The organism is Mucilaginibacter sp. PPCGB 2223, assembly GCF_001705515.1.
Taxonomy (GTDB): Bacteria; Bacteroidota; Bacteroidia; order Sphingobacteriales; family Sphingobacteriaceae; genus Mucilaginibacter.
In genome coordinates, this window is the sequence record NZ_MDJS01000003.1 from 429,059 (window position 1) to 451,846 (window position 22,788).

Consider the following 22,788-nt stretch of genomic DNA (forward strand, 5'->3'; position numbering starts at 1 on the left):
CCCTGCCAATGAGCACCATAGCCGAACAGCCTCAGTTTACCATCTATCCCATCAGCGAAAAGGCGGTAACTGTTGAGTTCGGCAACAAAATCAGCCCCGATCTGCTTTACACCATCACCGCGTTTGGCAACCTGCTCAAAGAAAATCCCTTTGCGGGGATGACCGGCATGGTACCGGCTTACTGTACCCTAACGGTATTTTTCGATGCGTTGGCGGTAGCCAAAGCCGATATGCCCGGCAATACAGCCATCGAAAAAGTAAGCACTTATCTCGATGGCTTAAAGCAACACCCCGTCCAAACAACCATCCGCGAAAGCGATACCATTACCATCCCGGTTTGCTACGGCGAAGACTTTGGCCCCGACCTGCAAGAGGTAGCCCGCATAAACGACCTGACGACCGACGAAGTGATCCGTCTGCACGGCTCGGTTACTTACCTGGTGCATATGATAGGCTTTATGCCCGGTTTTGCCTACCTCGGCGGTATGCCGCAAGCCATTATGGCTCCGCGAAAAGCAAAGCCGCGGGCAAATGTACCCGCCGGTGCGGTGGGGATTGCGGGTTTGCAAACGGGCATTTATCCTTTACTATCGCCCGGTGGCTGGCAGATCATCGGGCAAACGCCACTGAAAATGTTCGACGTAACAATTACCCAACCATCGCTGCTCAAAGCGGGCGACAGAGTACGATTCGAACCCATCAACCTGTCCGAATTCAAGAAGATCGCGAAAGCCAGATGAAGATACAGATCACAAAACCCGGTTTGCTGAGCACCGTGCAGGATTTGGGCCGCCACGGCTACCAACACCTGGCAGTACCGGTTTCGGGCGCTATGGATACGCTTTCGGCGCGCACTGCCAACATGTGTGTAGGTAACGATGCCAACGATGCGGTAATCGAATTTACCTACGGCGATGCCGGGTTTAAAACAGAAACCGGCGCCTTGATAGCCGCATCGGGCTACGGGGCAAGGCTGAGCGTCGGTGCGCGGCCCATTCCGCTAAATAAACCTGTCTATTTACCTGCCGGCTTGAACGTGAGTCTGAACACTGTGAACCAGGGTTGTCGCACATATCTCTCCGTTGCCGGGGGCTGGGATGTACCCGAAGTTTTAGGCAGCCGGAGCACATTCCTGGCAGCAGGTTTCGGTGGTTTTGAAGGTCGTAAATTAGCTGCAAATGACGTTTTAAATAATACCGGCCAGCTATCCGCTACAGCGAAAAACATATTGGATGAGCTGAGCGGCGCAAATATCTGTTATCCTAAATGGAGCATCCCGCAAAGGGATTTACCAAAGATCAAAACTATCCGCGTTATCCCCGCAAGGGAATTCAACTGGTTCAATGGCTTATCAATCACCAATTTTTTGACCGAGCCTTATTCCCTGAGTCAGAAAAGTAACCGCATGGGTTATCAGTTAAACGGACCGTTAATGCAAAGGCTAAACCAGCAGGAACTGCTCTCCACAGCCGTAATACCCGGTACCATACAGGTTACTGGCGATGGTTCGCTGATTATGCTCATGGCCGATTGCCAGGTTACCGGCGGCTACCCGCGGATAGCACAGGTTGCCCTGGCAGATATGCCCCTGTGCGCCCAGCTTAAGCCCGGCGACACTATCTATTTTAAAGAGATTAGCTGGAATGAAGCCGAAATGCTGTATATTGAACAGGAAAAGGATATACAGAAACTGGCCGCGAGTATTGGGCATAAGTATGCATTTTAAATAAAATATGGCTTTTATAGATATCAATTGCGATATGGGCGAGGCATTTGGTAATTATCCGATGCCGAATGACATTGTTTTGCTCGATTATGTTTCATCGGCCAATATTGCCTGCGGTTACCATGCCGGCGATCCGCAGGTAATGCAGGATACCGTGAACGCCGCCATCAAAAAAGGTGTTGCCATAGGCGCGCACCCCGGCTTACCCGACCTGCAGGGTTTTGGTCGCCGCGAAATGAAGATATCACCCAACGAAGCCTACCAGATGACATTATATCAAATCGGCGCTTTATACGGTTTTGTAAAGGCCGCCCGGGGTAAATTGAACCATGTCAAACCACATGGAGCATTATACAATATGGCCGCTAAGGACCCTGCGCTGGCCCGGGCCATAGTAAACGCCGTACACGATTTCGACCCTATGCTTATTTTATTCGCCCTTGCCGGAAGCGAGATGGTAACCGAAGCTAAAAATATAGGCTTGGCAACAGCATCCGAAGTATTTGCCGACCGTACCTACCAGGATGATGGCTCGCTTACCCCGCGCATCCAAAGCAACGCCATGATCACCGACGATGAACAATCGCTCGGCCAGGTGTTGCTCATGGTGAAAAACAAACAGGTTGTATCGGTCAATAAAAAAGTGATACCCCTGCAGGCGGATACCTTGTGCATACACGGCGACGGCGCACACGCTGTTGAGTTTGCCAAAACCATCCACCAAACCCTGAAGGCAGAAGGCATCACCATCAAAGCTCCCACCCGCTGATGCAGAAAAAACTAAATTGGAGCATTTTACTGGGCGCCGCCTTTTTGATGGCGTCGTCGGCCATTGGTCCGGGTTTTTTAACGCAAACGGCTGTTTTTACCCAACAACTCGGCGCAAGCTTTGCTTTTGTTATTTTGCTTTCGGTATTGCTCGATGCCATTGCCCAGTTAAACGTATGGCGTATTATTGCCGTTGCCGATAAACCCGCGCAGGATATTGCCAACCAGGTGATGCCGGGCCTTGGTTATTTTATTTCGTTCCTGGTGTTTTTGGGCGGCATGGCTTTTAACATCGGCAATATTGCCGGTGCAGGGCTGGGCCTCAATGTATTGTTTGGCATAAGCGTGTGGCAGGGTGCTATCATCAGCGCTGTTTTAGCCATCGGCATTTTTATTTACAAAGAAGCCGGTAAGGCCATGGATGCCTTTGCCAAAACCATGGGCATGCTCAAAATTTTGCTGGCCCTGTATATTGCATGGATCAGTAAACCACCCTTAGCTGAAGCGGCCCTGCGGGCGGTTAACCCAACGCAATTTAGCTTTACAGCAGTATTGACCATTGTTGGCGGTACCGTTGGCGGTTATATTATGTTTGCCGGCGCACACCGTCTGCTCGATGCCCGCCAAACCGGCAAGGAAAATCTGCCGGCCATCAGCAAAGGTGCTTTGAGCGCTATTGGCCTGGCCTCGCTCATGCGTTTGTTGCTGTTTATAGCAGCTTTAGGCGTGGTAAGTGCAGGCAATAAGCTCGATCCTGCTAACCCGGCTGCCTCGGTATTCAGGTTAGCCAGCGGTATGGCGGGTTACAAATTATTTGGCGTAGTGATGTTTTCGGCGGGCATATCTTCGGTTGTCGGGTCGGCGTATACTTCCGTATCGTTTATCAAAACCTTTCACCCGCGTATCCTCAAATTTAACCGGCAGGTTATTATCGGCTTTATCAGCGTATCGTGTATTATTTTTCTGATCGTAGGCAAACCGGTAAAAACACTGCTTACAGTTGGCGCCATCAACGGTTTTATTTTGCCGCTTTCGCTCGGCGTAATGCTCATCGCGGCATACCGCTCAAAAATTGTAGCCGGTTATAAGCAACCACTTTGGCTAACCGTATTGGGTGTTATAGTGGTTGCCGCCATGACCTGGATGAGCGCCGGCGCCATTTTGCAAATGCTGAGCGGGGGGAAATAACTAAGTATTTAAGGTCAATACGCCTTCCCCGTAATCTATCACCGCGCGGTATCTCATCAAAATATCGCCGCCTAAAACGCCTAACACCAGCGGCTTTCCTAACTGGCTGTAAGCATTGTTAATGGTCGACAGGTCCAGCACGGCTACTTCCGCGTCGGGCATCCGAAACCCGCCGACATACAATTCGTCGAGCGTTAGCCTGAACGATGCCATTGTGCTGGTGCCCAACCCGGTCGACAGTTTGTCGGTCTCCATCAAAACGGCCGCGGCATTGGTTTCCAGTAGCATATTTTTATCAAAAGCCGTTTTCGAGGCGCCAGTATCCAGCACCACCAAAAACGGTTTGCCAAAAACAACAACTTCCACCAAGGGGTGGAAGCCGTCGCCTTCAAGGTCTATAATTTGTAATGGGATGGATATTGTCAAGATTTTTAAATTATGGGTTTTGGGTCACTTTAAATTTGATATTGATTTGGGCGTTGCCTGTGGCCCGCGCTTTCCCTGCCCGTCCGGCAGGCGGGCGCTCATACACCTGCAGGCCTTAGCCACAAGGCCGGTATCCCTGCCTGCCGGCAGGCGGGCGGGCGCTGCAATCGCTAACGCAAAGAACCTTCATAACTTATTAACTTAATAACCTACTTGCCGCTGCTGTTGCTATCACCTGGCCGTTGTTGGCTTTGTAGCCAACAACTTATATAAAATTCGAATCCTTCAGCACCTGGTTCATGTTTCTCACCGCATCGGCGCTCTTGTTGAACTCGGCCTGCTCGGCATCGCTCAGCTTAAAGTCCATAATTTTTTCCCATCCGTTTTTACCCAAAATAACCGGCACCACCAGCGAAATATCCTTCTGGCTGTATTCGCCGTCCAACGCCACCCCGCAGGAGATCAGTTTTTTCTCATCGCGCACAATGCTCTCCACCATAGCAGCCGTACCCGCGCCCGGCGCGTACCATGCCGAAGTGCCGATCAGTTTAGTCAGCGTAGCGCCGCCAACCATCGTTGCTGCAACAATTTTATCCTGTTGTTCCTGGTTTAAAAGCTGCGTTACCGGGATACTATTCCAGGTAGCATGTTTAATGAGCGGGATCATCGTCGTGTCGCCGTGGCCGCCTATCACAACCGCGTTCAGATCGGCAGGCGAGCAATCCAGTTCCTGGCTCAGGTAGTATTTAAAACGTGCCGAATCCAGCGCGCCGCCCATACCTATGATCTTGTTTTTAGGCAGGCCCGATGTTTTAAAAGTCAGGTAGTTCATGGTATCCATCGGGTTGGATACTACGATGATGATGGTATTTGGCGAGTATTTAACAATGTTTTCGGTCACACTTTTAACAATTCCGGCATTGGTGCCGATCAGTTCCTCACGGGTCATACCCGGTTTACGCGGCAGGCCCGAAGTAATGACTACTACTTCGCTATCCGCTGTAGCGGCATAATCGTTGGTAACGCCGGTAATCTTGGTGTCGAAACCCAGGTAAGAGGCGGTTTGCATCATATCGATAGCCTTGCCTTCGGCAAAACCTTCGCGGATGTCTAACAAGATCAATTCTTCGGCTAATTCCCTGCGGGCAATGTTATCGGCACAAGTTGCGCCAACGGCACCGGCACCAATTACTGTTATTTTCATGAGACTTTATAATTTAGATGGTTATTGATTACTGCCCTAAGGTAGTAAAAGGCAGTATTAAAAAAAATGATTTGCGCGAAGTTATTGTATGTATTTGATTACTTAATTTATTAGGTTAATTGTCGTGGCGGCAACTGGATAATCTAATAATAAACTATTCGCACACGACTCAGAACGGATACCCTATCGCCAAATTAAACACCAGGTTCTGACTGCGCCACCCGCCGTTTAAAAAGTTTATCTGGTCGATCACCCAGCGTTGGCCCCCGGGTAGCCAGGGTTTGCGGATGGGGAAGCCCAGATCGGTGCGCAGCACCAGAACAGTCAGGTCAAATCGTAAACCAAAGCCAGCATCGGCTGCCACCTGGCTCAAAAAGTTTTTACCAAAAGCGGCGCCCTCCAATCCATCGTGCGGACGGATGTTCCAAATGTTTCCGGCGTCGACAAACAGCGCCCCATGCACTATACTAAACAGTTTTGGCCGGTATTCTATATTGGCTTCCAGTTTAATGTCGCCCGACTGATCCGGGATAAAACCCGAGCCGCTGGTAATGGTTTGCGACGGGATATAGGTACCCGGCCCTATCGACCGCGCCCTGAAACCCCGTAAGCTGTTCGACCCGCCAATGAAGAATTGCTGGCTGTAAGGCATAATGGTCGAGTTGCCGTAAGGCAAGCCCGCGCCCGCATAAAAGCGCGCCGCCATCTGGTCGGTATTGGTGATCTTGTGGTAAAAGCGGTATTCGCCTTCCAGCTTTACATATTGGTTATAAATTGTGCCGAATAGCTTTTTTGCTTTGCCCGCAAGCGTATCTGCCCCGCTCACAATGCCCAATATGTTGGCCGAAAGGCCAAGTTTGGTATTGAAATAATGCGTATTGGTTTTATAATCCAACTGGGTATTGGTATGGGTGAAACTATAAGTCGGACCAAAAGTCAGCTGGTTGTCAATCACATGTTTCAGCGAGGGGTTTTGCGTATGCCTGATGCTATCGGTGTACAACTGTGTAACGCTTGCCGCTTTCACATAGGTAATGCTGATCACTTCCAGGTCGTGCTGAATAAAATCGGTTTGCTTCCACTGGTAACCAAATTGGGCGCGAAATGAGTTTAGCGAGTATAGCTGAGTGCGATTGGTCAGGTCGTACTCAAACTGTAGCGTAGTGTGCGGTAAAAAGTCGCTGTTGCTGTTCACACGCATCGGTGTGATAAATCTTGGCCAGCTCAGGCTTGTTTGGATGCCGGCCTGGTACACGTTAAACCCGTTGTTCTGCCCGCCAAACTGCACATCCCGGCTACCCATCAATGATACGGTGAGCAGCTCCGCGCCTCTAAATGTGTTACGGTTTCGCCAGGTGATATTGGCCTGAGTGCCCGTATAGTTGGCCGATGTGGTGCGACCGATCAGCTCAAACCGCAGCGATTTATTTCGATAGGGCGTCAAGTAATAAAATGCGTTCAGCTTCGGCGATCCCGGGTCGTTCACATCCTCAAACCTGTTCTTCACAAATTTATAGGGCCCAAGATCGATAAAGCGGTGTAATGCCTGGTTATGGTCGGCATGGTTATACGGTTCGCCCGGGTGGAACGACATCACGTTGCGGAACACATAAGGATGTATTGTGTTTTTCGGATCGATCACAAAATAATCGTCATAACGCAGTGCCGAGTCGAGCTTGATGGCTGTATCCTTGAGCGAATACCGTGGATATATGTAAATATTTTTAATGGTATAAATATCCCAGGCCTTATCGTTGGTTTCCTGTTTAATGGTCACATATTCGTTCACCCTGTTCTTACCCGCGTTGGTGCTGTCGATCTGCAGCAAAATATCATCCGGTGAAAAATAGTAAAAACCCTCTTCCTTCAGCCGTGCATCAATGCGCAGGCGTTCGGCTTTGATGGTGGCCAGGTTATATTTATCCCCAACCTTTAGCAGCGATTGTTTGGCTGTGCCAGCCACTGCCGTATCCAGACTGCCGGTGTCGGTAGGGAAATGTATACTGTTGATCTTGTATGCCGGCCCGGTTTGGATGTTATAAATGGCTTTGGCGGTGCGCCGTTTCTTCACCAGGCTATCCCCCTTTACCTGCGCCAAAAAATAGCTTTCATTCTGCAGCTGGCTTTGCAAAATGGTTGCATTCTGGTCCAGGTCTACCGTGCTCCACAACACAGGCGGCTCGCCGCGCTTATTGATAAAGCGCGACAGAAAGTTCTTCCTGCCTTTGCTGATGTTATACAGCCACAGTTTAAAACGCAATCCAAGGAATGAAGCATTAGGTTTTGGCCTTGTCAAGCCGGTAAGTTCGGTGGTCAGGTCCTTACGCTCACGCCGGGTAGTATTCGTATCCTTTTTGATGTTCACCTGCACACCAGTATACAGCTTCTCGTTGGCAGGCAGGTAACGGGTATTGCTGCAGGCGCTTATAAATAAAGCCAGTATTAACAGGTATGGTAAACGCTTGCTCATGTTTTAATTTGTTTTTACAGGGTCGGCCGTTGGGGTTGGTGTTTGTTTGTCCTGTATGGCTTTATCCTTGTCTTTATTGACCTTATCGTCGGCTTTTTGTTGTTTTAGCATCTCCTTTTCGCGTTTGGTTTTGTTGCTGAATATCTGCCCGAAGCGGTTATAATCCACCGTCAGCGAAAAACCTACGCCGGTTTCTATCACCTGCCCCTGTATCACAATAAACTGATCGCGACGGTAGGCACGTATCAGGTAACGCCCATCCTGCGTCAATTTATAACCGACCGAAATATCGCCTGCGATATTGGTGCCCTGCTCTCCCGGCTGCTGCCCTTCGAGGTTAAAGTTATTCCCCACGCTCACCGTCAGCCGGTCGTTCAAAAAACGTTTGGACAGGCCAACGTTCAGGTCCGTCCGGTTGGTGGCTGTCCCGCTGGCATAGTCTGTGCCCGATTGCAGGTTGAAGTTCACATCCACGCCTGCTATCAGGTTACCAGCCAGGTTGTTCAGCTGATCCGACAGGAGCGAGCTCACGCTGTTGCGGATGGTACCGTTCAGCCCGTCGCTGCCAGCCTGGCTCTGGAAAGGATTGTCACCGATAAAGTGATTGAGCAGCAGCACCGCAAAAACCTGTTTGTTCATTTCGTTAGGGTCCTGCCGCAGCTGATCGAGCTTGCCGTTCACAGTATTCACCACATCCGCGCCTACGGTATAAGTGCTGTCGGGCAGTACAATGTTAAAAGCAATATTGGGCTGCATCAGTTGGTCGGTCATTGTCAGGTCGACGTTAAAAGGCAGCTTTTCTTTATACAAAGCCTGCTCGCTCTCTCCGCCTAACTGGTTCCCGACCAAATCGATTGGAGCCACCTTGGCCACATAAATGGCCGTGATATTCAGTGTAGCGCTGGTTGGGTCGCCCTGCCAGGTGATGGTGCTGCCAGGCTTGAGCAGGAAACGGCGGTTAAACGTAGCATACGACAAATCGTACGATCCTGAATTCAGTGTGTAAGTACCCGTCAGGTTGGTCTTTCCGCTCGGGTCGATACCGCCGTTTAACTGCGCATCGCCCTTTACCCGTACAATATCGCCATTACGGTCGTCCACCACGATAATAAATTCGGCATTCTTATCAATGGTAATATTAGCCGAAACGTCCATCCCGCGGAAACCCGATTTACGTAACGAGTCGATCTGTCTCCTCATCAGCGAATCCAGCTTCGGCTCTTTTTTGTTCACAAACTCCACCACGCCTTTCCGGTCCTCTACGCTTGGGTCGGTTTGGGGCAATACTACCGTCAGACGCGTTTTATCATTTACTTTCAGTGTAGCATCAACAATTGGCAGGTGCGAATCGCCCCGTATCCTGATCTGGCTATCTAGGTAAATCTGCCCGTAATACAGTTTATTTTCGGCCGCTATACCATTGAATACCTTAAAATTATTGGTCGTCACATCAAGCCCGAACTTATAATCGGTATAATTCTGCGTGTAAACCGTTCCGGTCACTACGGCTTTGTTCCCCGCCGAATCGATCAGCGTAAAATTATTGAACATGATGCCGTCGCTGTTAAACGTGATCTTCTCGTTGGGTGCTTTGTAATACGAATTGATCATCGCGATGTTGAACGCTGCATTATTGAAATTCACATCCCCGCGGATGACAGGCGCCCCAGGCGTTCCGGTAATCTTTAACCGGCCTGCTATGTTCCCGCTCGATTTTCTCAGGTTACCGAAGGTAAAACCTTCGATGCTCTTCAGGCCCAGGTTAATAATGTTCAGATCCAGGTCGATATTGCCCTTATCCGTATAGTAAAAACCATTGAGCGTTACCTGGTTACCCTTTCCGGTGATGGTCATGTTAGCTGCCAGGGTATTGGCCTGCAGGTTGTTTATTTTAAGTGCGATATTACCGACCGTATCGCCGTTAAAATTAAAGTCGGCGACGTTGATATCGCTGGTAAATTCGGCCGTTTTGTCCAGGTTTTTAACGGTAGCATTGCCATTAATAGTGCCGCCAACCAGCAAGCCATTCTGCTGTGCCAGTTTGGTGAGGGTCTCGATCTTAAAATTCTTAAAATCGATATTGAGCGGACCGTTTGCCTGCGGCGGTGAAGTGTTAATGCTTAACGACTGCCCCGCGTTGCTGATGGTGAAATCCTTCGCTAAAATACCCGCACCGCCAAACTGCAGCGAGTTGCTGCTGCTCACCGTCCACGGCGTATAATCCAACAGTAAACCGGTCGGTAAAAAGCTAAACTGGTAAGCCTTATCCAATGCGGTAAAAGTTCCGGCGATGCGGTAACGCTCTTTTTTGTTGACGTCGCGCACCTGCAAGCTTATACCCAGCTTGTTGTTTTGTGCGCTCCCGCTGATGCTGGTATTCAGCAGATCAACCTGCGAGGCCTTCACCTCATCCGCGGTAATGCTATAATTCAGCGCATTGTTATTGGTGTTGATGGCGAGCTTCACATTGTTAATCACATTGGTACCATAAGTAACTTTCGGCATACTGCCGTTTACTATCAAAGTACCTTGTTCGCTGTCAAAACTACCTTTCAGCGATACCGGGTCCATCTGTTTCAGATCGGGCACGAACTCTTTGAACAGCGGCGTTTTTACAACAGATGCCGTAAACGTAAACCGTTCGGGGCTGTATCTCACTTTCGTTGGAGTGCCCATCGCGAAATATTTGTTCACCTCGTCCTGCAAGGCAGTTCCTATCTCGGTCAGTTTGTATTTGCCGGCCAACCGGGCATTTACCATTTGCGATGATAATTTCAGTGTGCTGCTGTCGGCGTTGGCCGTAGCCGTAACATTGGCGCTGTCCAGCCGGATACGTTGTTTACCGTTAATCACCAGCAGGTCGGTCAGGTCTATAGTCCCGTTCAGATAATCCGGGTCGGCAGTCGGCAAATGCGCCACCAGTTTGCCATGCGCCCGCATCGGCGTTTTCGAAAAGCCCAGCTTCTGCACATCCGCACTATCCAGGTTCAGCGTCACATCCACCGAAGGATACTTTTTGTTCGTGTTGGCTTTGGCATCCAGCGCGAAGTTCAGGTTCGGGTCTTTCATCTTGGCCATGGCAGCGATTGCTCCATTAGTAGCCGTGCCGCTCACCGCCAGGTTCTGGTAAGTATAACCCCGGATATTCGCCTTCACAATATCCCCGCTGAATGTCGCAGTAATGGCCTTAGGGTCGATTCCCGTGCCTTTTACCTTAGCGTTCATCGTTACATAACCCACGTTTTTTGACTGCCCTGTCAGCTTACCTACGTTCACATCATTGGCTTTGATATCGGCAGTATAGCTCATAGTCTTCATGCCTTTGCTCATATCCACCGAAGCGATCGCATCAACCGCGCCATCGCTTGTCCGCAGGTTCAGGTTGGTATTAAAAGCTTTCATTCCGCCTTTAAACGTCCCCTTTACATTCAATGCGTCCGGCAGGTTTATGTTGGATGGGATAGCACCCGGATGTACCAGTTTAGCAACATCTGCTTTAGTCGTATTAAAATCGTTAATCCGGATATTGAAATAGGCCTTGTTCACGTCCGGTAAACCTTTCACTTCGCCAGATGCCTTGATATGCGTGCGGCTCAAACCGGTCAGGTCCAGATTAGGTATCGACAGGTCATTCAGTTTCCCGATCACCCGGCTGTTGATGCTGAACACGGCATTCGGCGAACTCTTAAACGGCTCCATCGAAGCCATATCCGGCATTAATAGTAAAACATCTTTCAGTCCGATCCGGCTGTTCACCACATTGGCGTTCACCCTGATCGAGCCCAAATCATTGCTCAAAGCCGACAGCGAACGGTAACTTACCTGCACATGGTTCTGTATCACGCTGCGCGGCGTTTCCAGGTACAGGTTATCCAGATGCGATTCCTTTTCGCCGTAAAAAAAAGCCGTGCGGAAATGCTTTATTTGCAGTCCACTCTTCTCGCTGAAATAGAAATCGTTGATATTACCCTGCGCGGCTGTCGCCGTATAAACCAGGTTACCGGCATCCAGATTCAGATTATGGATATCCATGTGCCCAAAATCCAAACCTCTGCCTGTAGGTTTCACCGCCTCATTATCAAACTTCAGATCGTTATGTATAAAACTTACTTTAGCCAAAGTGAGCTGCCATGGTTTGCCGGTTTGCGGCGCAGCAACTATGGTATCAAGCTTTTTGATGGTCTTCACCACCACTTTTTTAACCGTTTCGGGTTTCAGGAAGGTCAGCACAGTTTTGGTATCGTAAAGCTGTATGGCATTCAGTTTTACGTTTTGGTTTTTAAAGTCGAGCTTATCTACATCAACCAATAGCTTGCCCAGCGTAACATTGCTTTTCATTTCCTTGCCGGTATAATCCACGTGGATCTTCGACAAATCGATAATGCCTAAGTTCAGATTAAGTGCGATAGGGGTAGACGCGGTATCTGGCTTAGTCGATTCCAGCGTACCTGATGGTGTCTGGATAATGCGTGCATCAAATCCCGATAAGGTAATTTTCGGTATGGTAAACTTCATTTGAGCCATATCAAAATCCTTAATGCGGGTATCAAAATGGTTCAGGGTAAACTTTACATCGTTACCGCTCTGATCGTCTTTATACAAAATATTGATCTTATCGAGCGCGATCTTATTCACTGAAAATTTCATGGTCGAAACCGTGTCCGCAGGCTGCGGCGTTTTTTGCTGATCGGTGTTAAAAGCTTTAATAATATAGTCGAAATTAAATACCCCGGCCCTGGTGCGTTTTACGTTTGCTGCGATGTTCTGCAGGTCTATTTCATTGATCTCCACGTTGTGGTGCAATAACTTGAACATCGAGATATCCACCTTCAGCTTATCGCCGGCCAAAAGGGTATCGCCATGCTGATCGGCAAAGTAAACGCCTTGCAACACCACCAGCTTCGGAAATTCCACGCTCAGCTTATTGATCTGAACTTTGGTGTGGATTTTATTCTGCAGAAAGGTAACCGCCTTATTTTTAGCAAAATTCTGTACCGCAGGTACCTGTATCAGCACCAGCACAAGCACCACCACGAATATCACTACCCCGGTGATCCACAATAAGGTTTTAAGTACTATGCGACCAAATCTTTTCAAAGTACAGATGTGTTTTTAGCCAATAGAATGTGTTTTCAGAAATATAAATGAGAAAGGCTGCGCTTTTGTTTGAAATAAATGCGCGTTACGATTGATTTTATTGGTATGATCCGGTGCTTTGGCTGTGAAAGAGGTTTCTAAACGGTATCTTCTAACATGGGCAGACTGGATACCTGGCCTGTGGCTACGGCAACCGTATGAATATGAGAAAGAGTACGTAAGTGCAAGCGTAAAGCATGGTTACGACGGGCAAAGCCTAACAAACAAAATCAAGGGGCAAGTATTAAAGAGCAGGAAACGGCAATATATTAACCTAACCCGTCACCCCTCACTAAAAGGGCGCATATAAGGTACCGGGATATTGCGTACATAGTGCTGCCACAAAACCATGCCGCCGCTGATGATAATGATATTCTTCATAATATACTGGCCCAGCAAGGTAAAGCCCATATGGCTAAAGGTTTGTTGTGGAAAAAATACAAACGGGGTAAAAGTAAAGGCCATGTGGATGAACATAAACCATAGAACGGTTTTCATGAAACGGCAACTGATGAGCATGATGCCCAGCAGGCATTCCCAAACGGCGAGGATTTGAATGGCCAAATGATCGGGCAATAAGCCGAAAGTAAGCTGATGTATGGTTTGCGACGCTACCTGCTCGGCCGGGCTCAGCCCGTAAAAAAACTTCAATACGCCAAACCAAAGGTAAATTACGCCGATGCTGATCCGCAGGACGCGGAACGGGTTGAGCGGGTTTGATTTAACTTCGGTCATTGCTTATTTAGTGCTGTTTGCATTTAACCTTTTGAACGATTATTTGTCGAATGGTTTAAATTATAAATGAATTAAGTTAATTATCTTGCCGGGGCCAATTAATCCCGGCACCATTGCAATGACGCTGTAATCACTAAAACATGAGAAACATCTTCCGTTTATTACTTTTATTAACCATCCCCTTCACAGCCAACGCCCAGCTCACCCACCGCGAACTGTTGCAAAGATCGTCGGCACAACTGGCACAACAACTGATCCCGCAAAACCAGTTCAAACCATTCCCGCAAACACCCGAAGGCTGGCGCGCCCTATTGCCCGATACCGTGATCGCCAAACTGATCAGATTGGGTGAAACTGCCTTAAAACCTGAGTTTAAAGGCATACCCGCAACCGTGATGCTGGAGTTTGTGCGCAACGGGAATCGGACGGATTACGAAAAACTCTCCTTTGCCAAGCGTAACCAGCTCTGGGATTTGGTACTGGCCGAATCAGTTGAGGGCAAGGGCCGCTTTACGGATAAGATCGTAGATGGGATATGGTCGATAAGCGAAGAGAGCTTCTGGGGCATCAGTGCACATGTAGGCGCGCAAAAGGCCGGCGCAGGCCTGCCTGATGTGCAGGACCCTATTGTCGACCTGTTCGATGCCGAGACCAGCGCCCTGATGGCATGGACAGATTATTTCATTGGCCCTCAACTGGATAAAGTAAGCAAGCTGGTGCGCCAGCGGATTAGATATGAGATTGAACGGCGCACTTTAAACCCCATGCTTACTGCCAGGTATGGCTGGATGGGCGGCGGCAACACCGAAGCCAAGCTCAACAATTGGGCGCCATGGATAGCATCGAACTACCTGGCTGCCGATCTGCTGATCGAAAAAGACGAAGCCAAACGCCTGAACGCTGTAAAAATTGCCAGCAAGATACTTGACCAGTACATCGACGGCCTGGGCACCGATGGCGGTTGCGAAGAAGGCCCAAGCTATTGGACCGCTGCCGGAGGTGCTGTTTATGATGCCCTGAACCTGTTAAATGACGCTACGGGCGGCAAACTAAATATTTATAAAGACCCGTTTATCCAGAAAATGGGCTCGTACATTTACAAAACCCACATTGCAGGTACTTACTTTATCAATGTGGCCGACGCGCACCCGACCCTAAAACCCGATGGCCTGATGATCTACCGTTTTGGCAAGGATATGGATTACCAGCCTATGATGAACTTTGGCAGTTGGGCGTATCACAGCTTTGCAAGCGAGGATGTAGGTTATGAGCAGTTTCACCGCACACGCGGCCTATACAACATGGTTGCCCTTAAAGCCTGCGCTGCGTATCCTGCCAAGGAAAACGATGTTGCCGATATGTGGTATAGCGATGTGCAGCTGATGGCTTCACGATCAAACAACGGGTTGTTCTTATCGTCGCATGGCGGCACAAACGGCGAGAGCCATAACCATAACGACGTAGGCGATTTTACTGTTTATGCCGACGGTTACCCGGTAATCATCGATGTGGGTTCGGGCACGTACACCGCCCGCACGTTTGGTAAAGACCGGTATAAACTCTGGTTCAACACCTCGCCTTTTCATAACCTGCCTACCATTAACGGGCAGGAACAAGCGGCAGGGTTAAAATATGAAGCTACCGGTGTAAAATACAATCAGAACGGCAATATAAGCGAATTAAGTATGAACATCGCGAAAGCCTACCCTGCCGAAGCTGGTATTAAAAGCTGGCAGCGTGTGGTGAAAATGGATAAGACCAAAGGTGTTGAGGTTGACGATAACTTTGAAACCGTGGCCCCGGTAAGTAGCCTGACCCAGTCGTTCATGACGGTTTGTGAAGCCGATGTGAATACCTCTGGAAAAATTACGTTTACGCTACCTAACCATACCAAAATTTATTTAGACTATGATGCATCAGTGTGGACAGCGTCGAAAGATAAAATGGTGTTAGACTCTCCCGAGGATCAGGGCCTGAAACACAGTTGGGAAGGCAAAGATATCTGGCGGGTATTACTGACTTTTAAAGGACATGAGGTCAACAAAGCTGTGAAATATGTGTTGCATAAGTAAACGTGGCTATGAAACGGAGTACAATCATTATCATAACTATAATAGTCATAACAGCCCTATCCATAGGCGGTTATTTTATGAACGGTTATTCGCAGCGCTCAACCTTAAAAACCGCACTTAATATCGACGAGTTGCCCGCTAGCTTAAAGATATTGGATTACAGCGACCAGGGCGTGAGCAGTTTCAGGGCCGAGTACGAATTGTCGGTAGATCCCGGTCAGTTTAACCGGCTTATTCAGGGGCGCAAATATGAATTGCGCGCAGCATCGAATGATGACCTGGTGCGCTATGCTACCCATCCGCCGGGAGCCTCGTTTGTCCCTGTTGCCCTTTGTATATGGGGCACAGCAAAAAACCGGGTGATCATTTACACCAATATCTCTAAATCGCTTGTATATGTGATCTGGGATGAGAACTGAAAACGACAAAGGCGCCTTGCAGGCGCCTTTGTTAACCCGAAAAGTGGTAGTTATACGTTTTCTTTTTTTCGGTTTTAAAACGGATACGGCTGATGTTCTCTTCGATCTCGTTCTTCCTGTCGTTACTGGTAACCAGCATTAAGCCTTCCCGGTAAAAAAGCAGCGCCTCGTTAAACTTCAGGTTCTTTTCGGCGCAAAGCCCCTGCATATTATAAATAGCAGCAGCGTTAACTCCAGGAACCGTAATGGCTTTTTGGGCCACCGCATTCAACTGGCGTTCCATGTTCAGAAACAGCAGCAGGTTCACGTAGTGATAATACACATCCGGGAATGTAGGGTCGAGCTCGGTGCATAGCTTAAAATGGTAACCTGCCGCGTTATAATCGTTCAGGTCGTAATAATATAGCTTGCCTATCTGGTAATGCGCCCTCACAAACTGCGGATCTTCGGCCAGTATCTGATTCAATAACTGTAACGAGAGCGGGGTTTCGCCATAGTGCATTTCCGCTACCGCCTGCAGGTATTTCTCTTCAATAGTGTAATAAGTGTCCATAAAATGTGGTATAAAGCAGCTTTCGCCATAAAGGCAAAAAACTTTGTAATAAAAATAATTTGGTGATGAAGACTGTTATAGTGCTACACTAAACAGCGGCGGAGGAAAAGCATGCCATATCCCCCTGAAGCATCCACATGGGCTGCTTTACGAATTTTTTCAGGTTATGTAGGATAAGCATTTTTTGCAGTATTTTTTTGTAAAGGTAAGAGTTTGAGGGCGAAAGTGCAAGGGAAAAATTCTTCAGGGCCCTCATACGGGAGACTCTGAAGGGACGAAAAGGTATTTTATGAGTATCGTTTTTTATTTAACTTGCTGAAAATTTAAACCGGTATTTAATCATGAAAAAAGTAACAGGAATAGGCGGCATATTTTTTAAATGCGACGATCCAGGCAAAATACGCGAATGGTACGAAAAAAACCTCGGCATTAAAAACAGCCAGTACGGCAGTACTTTCGACTGGCGCGAAATGGACGATCCTGAAAAAACCGGTTCGACCACCTGGAGTCCTTTCGCGAAAGACACCAAGTATTTCAACCCGTCGACCAAAGATTTCATGATCAATTACCGGGTTGAGAATATCGAAGCATTGGTAGAAGAACTTAAGGGCGCGGGTGTGCAGATCGTTGACGAACTGGCTACTTACGAGTGGGGTAAATTCATCCATATCATCGACCCTGAAGGCAACGCGATAGAGCTTTGGGAACCGGCCGCAGAATAGGTGTGTTGTTGACAACACCAACATTGGGCTGGCAAATCTCGATTCATCGGTGTACATGCCGTGAGATACGGAGTGACCGGGCTTACAAACGAGTTTAACTACTATTAAACAATAGTTTATTATAATTATCTGCTGATTACTTTTTGTTCATAATTAACTACCTTTCTATGAGATATTTCTACATGTTTATTTTTATACTTTTTTTGGCATCTTGTAAAAAAGATAAAAACGCGAACAGTGTAGTTAATGATAACTTTTCGGTATCCATAACATCGGCTACTATTGTAAATATTGGCGAGTTTTCGTTGAACGCAACTTTAAATATATCTACAACGAGTGAGGCAGTTGAATATGGGTTTATCATAAGCGATTCTGCAACGCCTATGATTAATAACGGCACTGTACAAGCTGTTGGAAAATCCGGATCGGGCTTAGCTTATAGCTGGAAGCTATCAAATCAGGACGCAAATAAATTACAGTATTTTAGAGCATATGCAAAAACAACCAATGCAATAGTATATTCCAGTATTCTTTCATCAACCCCAAATACTCCATACCAAATTTTATCAGCTGAAGATACAATGAGCAACGTTTTTAAAGGCGGCGCGCTTAGTTCAGTACTTTATACCAACATTAAAAATGTACCCGATAACGCTGTCATCAGTCTTTTCTTTGACAGTTTTGAAGTACCGATAATTGGTAAACAATTAGCCACCCCGCCTAACTTCGATCCTAAAATTGGTTGGATATATAACTACGCGTATCCGGAACAACTTCCGCCGGGCAGTTATACATTGTCATTAAAAATAAATCAAACCCAAATTGTCTACAAAACAAAAGTAGTGTTACTGGAAGGTAAATGGCGCAAAACGGGCGAGATGCCATCAACCAATCCTTTAGCAAACAGTTTGGCAAGTGGTTTTGTATATAATGACTTTGTATATGGCTATCGAATGGTTACAGAACAAGGTCCCCCTTTGTTTACAACCTTTACTGCATATAATTACAAAACCAACCAAAGTACTGTTTTAAAAGGATTTAACGCCATTGAATTGCCAGTTGGAGCAGTAACAATCCAGCAAGGCAATTTAATTCATTATATTGGCGGGCAATACAGAACCTCCTCGGGCGACAACTGTGTAAATTCTCATTATATCTTCAATACTGCAACAAATCAATGGTCCAAAGGCCCGGATTTTCCCGGACATGTCCGAAGAAATGCTGCGAATATGCTTTACAATAACAAAATTTATTATGGACTGGGTTATGACATTCCTGATTATGTTCACTATACACATGGTACAACTGCGTACAATGATCTGTGGGCCTATGATCTGAGCACCCAAACCTGGCAGCAACTAGCAGATTTTCCTCAGCAAGGTGGTAGATATATGAACGCCATTTTTTCTATAAACTCTAAACTATACGTGGTTGCGGGCACTACGGCCTCTGGAAGTAGTTTTGTTCCGACGAAAGAAACATGGTGCTATGACGCAAATGCCGACTCATGGAACAAAAAGACTGATTTTCCTGGCGTAGCTCAAATCAATTTTACAAACTTCCAGTTAAACAATTATGGCTATGTCGGGCTGGGCGAATCGTCAACTTATGACTCCTACGTAGGACGAATTTTTTCCTCATATTTCTACAAATATGATCCTATCTATGATAAATGGCAGCGGGTGTGTAATCTTCCATATGCGGGTCCTGTATTAACTATGGGAGTTACAAATCAATCAGGGCTGATGATTGCAAGTTATGACAGCCCCGATCGGGTAATGGGTATATATACCTTCACCCCATAGCAAATAGCGTAATACCCATTAAGCAAACGCCATTAATTCCCCATCTCGCTCATAAACTTGATGCGCATCAGCTGTACTTCTTCCAAAGTATAATCGCCGGCGCCAAGTTCGGCAAGGGCATGCTCAACCGAATCGTCTTCGGCAGTGCGGAAATAATCGTATACTTCTTCCTGTTTATCTTCGTCGATCACCTCATCGATATAATAATTGAGGTTGAGCTTGGTACCGGAGTTCACGATGGATTCCACTTCGTGGATAACTTCTTCGAGGCTTAAACCTTTGGATGCAGCGATATCTTCGAGCGACAGGTGACGGTCGATATTCTGGATAATATACACCTTCATGGCCGATTTGTTGGCTGCGCTTTTGATCACCATATCTACCGGTCGGTCGATATCGTGCTCCTCTACATATTTGCTGATCAGATCGATAAACGGCGCGCCGAATTTCATGGCCTTACCCGCCCCTACGCCCGAGATCTGTTTCAGTTCGTCGATAGTGATCGGGTAATGTGTACACATCTCTTCTAAGGACGGATCCTGGAAGATAACGAAGGGGGGCAGGCTTTTTTGCTTGGCGATCTTTTTACGCAGATCGCGCAGCATTTGCAGCAGTACGGTATCCAAAGCACCACCACCGGCCTTGCCGCCTTCTTCTCCATCATCGCTGTCGTCGGTAGCACCCATCGGCCTGTTCAGGATGAATTTAATGCTGTATGGATTATCGATAAATGCATTGCCCGCTTTGGTGAGATGCAGCACGCCGTACTGGTCGATATCTTTCGAAATAAAGTTATTGAGCAAGGCCTGGCGCAGCAGCGATTTCCAAAGCAGTTCGCCGTCCTCTTTGCCCGAACCGAATACCGGGTCGAGGTGATGCTCGTAGTTATGCACCTGTGGGTTATCAATCCCCATCAGCACACTGATGAGATGATGATCGTCGAACTTTTCGCCCAGGTGCTTCATCATCGTCAGCAGCTTATGTAAAGGTGCTTCGGCATCAAAGTATTGTTTTTGCGCGGCGCAGTTATCGCACATGCAATTACAGCCGGCCTCGTTAAAATTTTCGCCGAAGTAATGCAGTATCTGCTTGCGGCGGCACACGGCCGACTCGGCATAATCAATTACCTCTTTTAATATCTGGGTACCTATTTCGCGTTCCGAAACAGGCTTGTCTTTCATGAATTTTTGCAGTTTATCGATATCCTTTTCCGAGTAGAAGGATACGCACACACCTTCGCCCCCATCGCGGCCGGCGCGACCGGTTTCCTGGTAATAACCTTCCATGCTCTTCGGCATATCGTGGTGGATCACATAGCGCACATCAGGTTTATCGATACCCATACCAAACGCAATGGTTGCCACAATCACTTCCACATCTTCCATCAGGAATTTATCCTGCGTTTCGGCACGTACTTTGGCATCCAGCCCGGCGTGGTAAGGCAAGGCTTTAATACCGTTCAGGTTCAATGCCTCGGCAACCTCTTCTACCTTTTTACGGCTCAGGCAATATACAATGCCCGATTTTCCCGGGTGCTGTTTTACAAAGCGAACGATCTCTTTCAAAACATTGCGCTTGGCGCGAACCTCGTAATATAAGTTGCCGCGGTTAAAGGATGATTTGTACACCGTGGCATTATTCATCTGCAGGTTTTTCTGAATATCCTGCTGAACTTTTGGCGTGGCGGTGGCGGTAAGGGCGATGATGGGAATATTCTCGCCGATATTGCTGATCACCTGGCGTATCTTACGGTATTCGGGGCGGAAATCGTGCCCCCACTCAGAGATACAGTGCGCTTCGTCGACAGCTACGAACGATACGTTGTTGAGACGAAGAAAATCGATATTTTCCTGCTTGGTTAACGATTCGGGAGCGACATACAATAACTTGGTACGTCCGGCAAGCACGTCTTCCTTAACCCGTGTTGTTTCTGATTTATTTAAGGATGAGTTTAAAAAGTGTGCGATACTGTCTGACCCGCCGAAGGCGCGGAGCTGGTCGACCTGGTTTTTCATCAGGGCTATCAGCGGAGAGATTACGATAGCCATTCCGTCGGTCATTAAGGCAGGCAGCTGATAGCACATGGATTTGCCTCCGCCGGTAGGCATAATCACAAAAGTATCGTTACCCGAAAGTATATTGGTGATTATTGCTTCCTGTTCACCCTTGAAGTTGTCAAATCCAAAAAAATTCTGAAGATTATCGAAAAGTGATTTCTTCGTTTCAATCATTACTATATGTTTTACTCGAGGTATGTGTTATAAATAAAAATCAAAATAACAAAAATTTTCAAAGAAATTAGGCCTAAAGTTTGTTTTTTTAGATAGCTGTGATAATTAGGAATAATGTACGATTAATTTTTGATATCTATGCACCTTTTAACGGATTTTTTTTCAAGATTATATCATAGGAATCAAATTATTTGCACAATTTCACGTCCGCAAATCGTTTTTTAAAAATATCGCACACAATGAACAGTAACAATTATGCCATTATTATGGCCGGAGGTATAGGGAGCAGGTTCTGGCCCATCAGCCGCACCGCTCACCCTAAACAGTTTATTGACATACTGGGTACCGGAAAAACCCTGATACAGCAAACTTACAACCGCTTTTTAACCATTTGCCCTAAAGAGAACATTTACGTTGTTACCAACGAAATATATACCGACCTGGTGAAAGAACAATTGCCAGACATGACCGACGGACAGATACTCACCGAACCGGTTATGCGCAACACAGCACCATGTATAGCCTACGGCTGTTTTAAGATCCAGAGCCTTAACCCCGACGCAGCCATCGTTGTTGCACCAAGCGACCACCTGATACTGGATGAGCCGGGTTTTGTAAGTGTGATAGAACGCTCGCTGGCCACGGCTACCAAACATGGTTGCCTGGTTACGCTGGGTATTAAACCGTCGCGCCCCGATACCGGCTACGGTTACATACAATTTACCGATACGGTGCTCGACGGCGAGTTTCACAAAGTAAAAACCTTTACCGAGAAGCCATCGCTGGAGATTGCCAAAACGTTCATACAGAGCGGCGACTTTTTGTGGAACGCGGGCATCTTTGTATGGAGCGCCAGGGCTATCCTGGATGCCTTCGGTAAATACCTGCCCGAGATCAACGATATTTTTGCCGATGCACGCCCGGTTTACAATACCGGAAATGAAAAGACATACATCCACAACGCTTACCAGCAATGTACCAATATCTCTATCGATTACGGTATTATGGAAAAAGCTGATAACGTTTATGTGTTGCCATCAGAGTTTGGCTGGAGCGACCTGGGCACCTGGGCTTCCATTTACCAGCTGGCTGAGAAGGATTATGTTGGCAACGCCGTGATACCGGCCGATAAGGTGATTATGTACGATTCATCAAACTGTATGGTAAACGTGCCCGAAGGCAAATTAGTCATCCTGAAAGGCCTGCATGATTTTATCGTGGTCGAATCGAACAACACACTGCTTATCAGCCCGCGCGACCAGGAGCAGGGCGTTAAGCAGATCGTGGCCGATGTGAAAGCTAAGTTCGGAACGAAATATATTTAACAGTTGTC

General features: G+C 47.5%; 16 protein-coding genes. 9 read left to right on the top strand and 7 right to left on the bottom strand.

Annotated features, from left to right (window positions below):
* The first annotated feature begins 8 nt into the window (after positions 1-8).
* From pxpB to BEL04_RS16680, 4 genes are read left to right on the top strand one after another with little or no spacing between them, the layout of a single operon-like run.
* Complete coding sequence (pxpB, locus tag BEL04_RS16665) at positions 9-740, top strand: 5-oxoprolinase subunit PxpB (RefSeq protein WP_066006247.1); 732 nt, start codon at positions 9-11, stop codon at positions 738-740.
* On the top strand, positions 737-1,726 hold the full coding sequence (locus BEL04_RS16670) for a biotin-dependent carboxyltransferase family protein (protein ID WP_066005919.1): 990 nt from the start codon (positions 737-739) through the stop codon (positions 1,724-1,726). The genes pxpB and BEL04_RS16670 overlap by 4 nt, the downstream gene beginning before the upstream one ends.
* Positions 1,727-1,733: 7 nt before the next feature.
* Entirely contained in the window at positions 1,734-2,495 is a 762-nt protein-coding gene (locus BEL04_RS16675) for a LamB/YcsF family protein (protein WP_066005920.1), read from the top strand.
* A complete protein-coding gene (locus BEL04_RS16680) occupies positions 2,495-3,682 on the top strand; it encodes an NRAMP family divalent metal transporter (RefSeq protein ID WP_066005921.1) in 1,188 nt (395 codons plus the stop codon). The genes BEL04_RS16675 and BEL04_RS16680 overlap by 1 nt, the downstream gene beginning before the upstream one ends.
* On the opposite strand, the gene BEL04_RS16685 is transcribed toward BEL04_RS16680, so the two are convergent.
* The 5 genes from BEL04_RS16685 to BEL04_RS16710 all read right to left on the bottom strand — a co-directional run bounded on the left by BEL04_RS16685 (position 3,683) and on the right by BEL04_RS16710 (position 13,653).
* A complete protein-coding gene (locus BEL04_RS16685) occupies positions 3,683-4,108 on the bottom strand; it encodes an aspartyl protease family protein (protein WP_066005922.1) in 426 nt (141 codons plus the stop codon).
* Positions 4,109-4,373: 265 nt separating this feature from the next.
* Positions 4,374-5,312 carry a malate dehydrogenase gene (gene mdh, locus BEL04_RS16695; RefSeq protein WP_066005924.1) on the bottom strand — a complete coding sequence of 313 codons (939 nt, stop codon included), beginning with the start codon at positions 5,310-5,312 and terminating at the stop codon, positions 4,374-4,376.
* Positions 5,313-5,481: 169 nt separating this feature from the next.
* Entirely contained in the window at positions 5,482-7,782 is a 2,301-nt protein-coding gene (locus BEL04_RS16700) for a BamA/TamA family outer membrane protein (protein WP_066005925.1), read from the bottom strand.
* Positions 7,783-7,785: 3 nt separating this feature from the next.
* Positions 7,786-12,879, bottom strand: coding sequence for a translocation/assembly module TamB (locus BEL04_RS16705; RefSeq protein WP_083227963.1), 5,094 nt, complete (start codon positions 12,877-12,879; stop codon positions 7,786-7,788).
* Positions 12,880-13,200: 321 nt separating this feature from the next.
* On the bottom strand, positions 13,201-13,653 hold the full coding sequence (locus tag BEL04_RS16710; RefSeq protein ID WP_066005926.1) for a hypothetical protein: 453 nt from the start codon (positions 13,651-13,653) through the stop codon (positions 13,201-13,203).
* A 140-nt stretch (positions 13,654-13,793) separates the two neighbouring features.
* Here BEL04_RS16710 and BEL04_RS16715 point away from each other — a divergent pair, with 140 nt between their 5' ends.
* Together BEL04_RS16715 and BEL04_RS16720 are read left to right on the top strand one after the other, a co-directional pair.
* On the top strand, positions 13,794-15,725 hold the full coding sequence (locus tag BEL04_RS16715; protein WP_066005927.1) for a heparinase II/III family protein: 1,932 nt from the start codon (positions 13,794-13,796) through the stop codon (positions 15,723-15,725).
* A gap of 8 nt (positions 15,726-15,733) precedes the next feature.
* Positions 15,734-16,144 (top strand): hypothetical protein, encoded by a 411-nt coding sequence (locus tag BEL04_RS16720; RefSeq protein WP_066005928.1) that lies wholly within the window; start codon positions 15,734-15,736, stop codon positions 16,142-16,144.
* Between the two features lie 31 nt (positions 16,145-16,175).
* Here BEL04_RS16720 and BEL04_RS16725 read toward each other — a convergent pair whose 3' ends face one another.
* Complete coding sequence (locus BEL04_RS16725; RefSeq protein ID WP_066005929.1) at positions 16,176-16,697, bottom strand: hypothetical protein; 522 nt, start codon at positions 16,695-16,697, stop codon at positions 16,176-16,178.
* Positions 16,698-17,038: 341 nt separating this feature from the next.
* On the opposite strand from BEL04_RS16725, the gene BEL04_RS16730 reads away from it, so the two are divergent.
* Together BEL04_RS16730 and BEL04_RS16740 are read left to right on the top strand one after the other, a co-directional pair.
* A complete protein-coding gene (locus BEL04_RS16730) occupies positions 17,039-17,419 on the top strand; it encodes a VOC family protein (protein WP_066005930.1) in 381 nt (126 codons plus the stop codon).
* Positions 17,420-17,586: 167 nt separating this feature from the next.
* Positions 17,587-19,224, top strand: coding sequence for a kelch repeat-containing protein (locus BEL04_RS16740; RefSeq protein ID WP_139113080.1), 1,638 nt, complete (start codon positions 17,587-17,589; stop codon positions 19,222-19,224).
* 32 nt (positions 19,225-19,256) lie between these two features.
* On the opposite strand, the gene recQ is transcribed toward BEL04_RS16740, so the two are convergent.
* Positions 19,257-21,452 carry a DNA helicase RecQ gene (recQ, locus tag BEL04_RS16745; RefSeq protein WP_066006249.1) on the bottom strand — a complete coding sequence of 732 codons (2,196 nt, stop codon included), beginning with the start codon at positions 21,450-21,452 and terminating at the stop codon, positions 19,257-19,259.
* Positions 21,453-21,694: 242 nt separating this feature from the next.
* Here recQ and BEL04_RS16750 point away from each other — a divergent pair, with 242 nt between their 5' ends.
* A complete protein-coding gene (locus BEL04_RS16750) occupies positions 21,695-22,780 on the top strand; it encodes a mannose-1-phosphate guanylyltransferase (protein ID WP_066005933.1) in 1,086 nt (361 codons plus the stop codon).
* Positions 22,781-22,788 lie beyond the last annotated feature (8 nt).